The organism is Paenibacillus cisolokensis (assembly GCF_018403665.1).
In the GTDB taxonomy this organism is placed as follows: domain Bacteria; phylum Bacillota; class Bacilli; order Paenibacillales; family Paenibacillaceae; genus Paenibacillus_AH; species Paenibacillus_AH cisolokensis.
In genome coordinates this window covers 1-2,885 of the sequence record NZ_BOVJ01000240.1, presented here as the reverse complement: position 1 = coordinate 2,885, position 2,885 = coordinate 1, and the positions used below count along the sequence as shown (strand labels likewise).

The window sequence follows — 2,885 nt, the reverse complement described above, 5'->3', positions numbered from 1 at the left end:
CAAAAAATGACCATCGAGGAGCCGAACTGCCATACCGACAACACAATAAGCGTATACAACGCCGTGCCCGGCGAAGCGATCCAGTTCGTTCCTTCGATGCCGAGCCGCCCGAGAAGGCCGTTGATCAAGCCGTCCCCACCGAAAATTTGGCGCCACAGCAGGCCGATGGCGACGCTGCCGCCGAACAGGGAAGGCACGTAATAAATCGCGCGGTAAACGTTCAGCCCCCTGATCCCCTTATTCAAAAGCAGCGCGATGGCGAGCGCGAAGCCGAGAGACAGCGGAACGGCAAGCAGCACATACGTCAGCGTGACCGTCACGCTTTTGATATATTTCGCGTCGCGAAACATTTCCGCAAAGTTCTGAAAGCCGATCCATTGCGGAGCGGTCAACAAATCATATCTCGTAAAGGAAAGATATAACGAAAAGGCCATGGGAAAAGCGGTCAGACAGAGCAATCCGAGCAGCCACGGCGACAGGAACAAATAACCGACCCAATTGTTTTTCCAGAACGTTTTGATCGTTTGCATCGTTTCACTCCCGAAAGCCGTCATCGGTTCAAAATGGCCGCGGCCTTCTCGACGAAATTTTGCGCCCCCTGATCGACCGTCTTTTGCCCGAAGGCGATTTCCTGGGCCGTTTCGCTCAGCAGCGTGCGAACCTCGCCCTGCCCTTTGGGCGGCAGCGGAATCGTACCGGCCGTCTTCAGACTGGTCTGGATCGCGTCGAGGGTTCGCTGTTCCGCCGGCGACAGCTCCGATTTGATCGCTTCATTGCCTTTCGTCGAACCGAGCGCGCCTTGCTCCAGCTTGAAAACCTTCTGCGCTTCTTCGCGGTTGACGAAAAAGTTGATAAAATCGGCCGCTTCCTGCGGATGCTTCGAGCGGGCGGAAACGGCAAGATAAGCGCCTTCCACAAATTCGCCCTCCCGCCCTGCCGGATCACCCGGTCTGCGCAGCGCCTGAACGTCTCCGTCCACATAATGCTGGTATAGCGGAATCTGATTGAACGGGAATATGGCCAGAATCACTTTTCCTTTGACGAACAGACTTTGATCGAGCGAGACGTTGGCATATTGCTCGCTCGTTGCCGCATCCGGAGCCATCTTGTCTTTGCGGAGCCGGTCCCATATGGCGAACCAGGCGGCCACATCCTCTTTCGTCACGCCCAGCTTGCCGTCGGCATCGAACAGTTCTTTGCCGCGCTGCCGCGCGAACACCTGCAGCCCCGCTAATATCGCCGCCGGCGTCGACCACCGCCCACCGGTCCGGGTCGTCGCTTGCGCCGATCGCCTTTTGAATTTCGGCCGCCTTGGCATGAAAGTCATCCCAGGTCCAGTCGAACTCCGGCGCCTGAACGCCGAGCTTATCCAGCGTCCCGGCATTGTACGCCCACCCCGTCATCGTGACGCCTTGCGCGACCATGACCGTTTTCCCGTCGACTTTGCCGACTTCCCGCACCGCTTCGGGAAAATCACTCAGATCGATCGTCTTGTTCTCGAGATACGGATCGAGTTCGAGCAGCGCGCCTCTTTGCGCATAATCGGCCACATACGTCGCGTGCATGCCGATCACGTCGGGCGCGTTGCCTCCTGCGGTCTGGGTCGCCAGCTTGTCCCAGTAGTCGTTGAAGCTGCCGTACTGCCTTTCGATTTTGACGTTCGGATGCTCTTTCTCGTACATATCCGCAATCGCGTTGTACTTCTCATGACGTTTCGCGTCTCCCCACCAGGCGAAGCTGATCGCGATTTTCTCCCCCTGATCCGGATTCTCCGCGGAACCCGCCGGTGTCGTCTTCGTCCCCCCTCCGCTGCAAGCCGGCAACCCGATGAGAACCGAAAGGAAGACGAGCGGCATAATAAGCGCTTTCATTTTCTTCATGGGCATCCCTCCGTTACTGGTTATAAGCTCCGCTCTTCTGCATCATTTCGAATCGGGTCTTTCGATCGGCATCCCGTTTTCTCTCAAAAGAGCCGGAGCAATTTGTAACGCGATTATATTGGGAATCGGTTTCCAAGGTCAATGAGATTTTGCGCTTAAAAAATTGAGTTTTTTTACATCGCCGCTTTCCGCGGCGGCTGCCGGTGATGGTGCCGGATGACGGCGCACCGGAATTGCCTTGATTTCCGGAATCCGATTTGATAGAATTCGGTTAACCGATTTAGTAAACCGGTTCCCAAACCGGTCCGCTCCGAACGAATGACTTTACACCTACGATTCCTCATCCGCGCGCAGGCAAAAATGGCCGTATGGCAACACCAATCCAGTAAAGGTGGTCGCGGGCACATGATGCAAGGTGATTCTTCGTTCTGTTCCGACAAGGCAGTCGCCGTGTTGATCGACGCCTCGAAAGACCAGCATGCCGCAATGCTACAAGGGCTCCGGCAGTATGCCCGGGAGCATCCCCACTGGTTCGTCTTTTCGCTTGCGGACGTGCTGCTGGAAGCTTGTAAACTGGCACGGATTCCGGTGCCGGAGACAGAGGCGCCAGACGGCGGCCTGCAGGAGCGAAACGCGCGCGAAAACCTTGTCCCTCCCTCTTCTTCCGTCATGCCGGACAGCGTGAAAGCCGGTTACAACGCCGCGCTGCTGCTCGACCGAATATTAGCCGGGCAAAGCGAACACCGGGATGACGACCGCCCGGTTGGCCCGGACGGACGTCCGCCAGCCGACCCTACTATCGAAGAAGACCAAATCGTATCGGAAGCGCTTGACTTCATCCATAACAACGCCTGCGAAGGCATAACGGTCAAGGACTTGCTGAACGAAATTCCGCTATCCCGCAGAATGCTCGAACACCGGTTCCGCAAAGCGGTTGGCGTAACGCCGCACAAAAAATCATTTCCGCCCGGCTGAACTATGTCAAACGGCTGTTGGCCGACACCG

3 protein-coding genes and 1 pseudogene are annotated in these 2,885 nt (G+C 56.8%); 1 reads left to right on the top strand and 3 read right to left on the bottom strand.

Translation table 11 applies throughout. The features are described from left to right. From PACILC2_RS25145 to PACILC2_RS28260, 3 genes and pseudogenes are all read right to left on the bottom strand, one after another. The coding region (locus PACILC2_RS25145) for a carbohydrate ABC transporter permease (RefSeq protein ID WP_213531681.1) at nucleotides 1-530 on the bottom strand (530 nt) is incomplete at its 3' end. A 20-nt stretch (nucleotides 531-550) separates the two neighbouring features. Beyond that, a complete protein-coding gene (locus PACILC2_RS27695; RefSeq protein ID WP_280515402.1) occupies nucleotides 551-1,318 on the bottom strand; it encodes an extracellular solute-binding protein in 768 nt (255 codons plus the stop codon). Then, nucleotides 1,269-1,856: pseudogene (locus PACILC2_RS28260) on the bottom strand (ABC transporter substrate-binding protein); the annotation flags it as partial. The pseudogene PACILC2_RS28260 and the gene PACILC2_RS27695, both read right to left, overlap by 50 nt. Before the next feature lie 429 nt (nucleotides 1,857-2,285). On the opposite strand from PACILC2_RS28260, the gene PACILC2_RS25130 reads away from it, so the two are divergent. Continuing rightward, nucleotides 2,286-2,855 (top strand): hypothetical protein, encoded by a 570-nt coding sequence (locus tag PACILC2_RS25130; RefSeq protein WP_213531677.1) that lies wholly within the window; start codon nucleotides 2,286-2,288, stop codon nucleotides 2,853-2,855. Nucleotides 2,856-2,885: the final 30 nt, after the last annotated feature.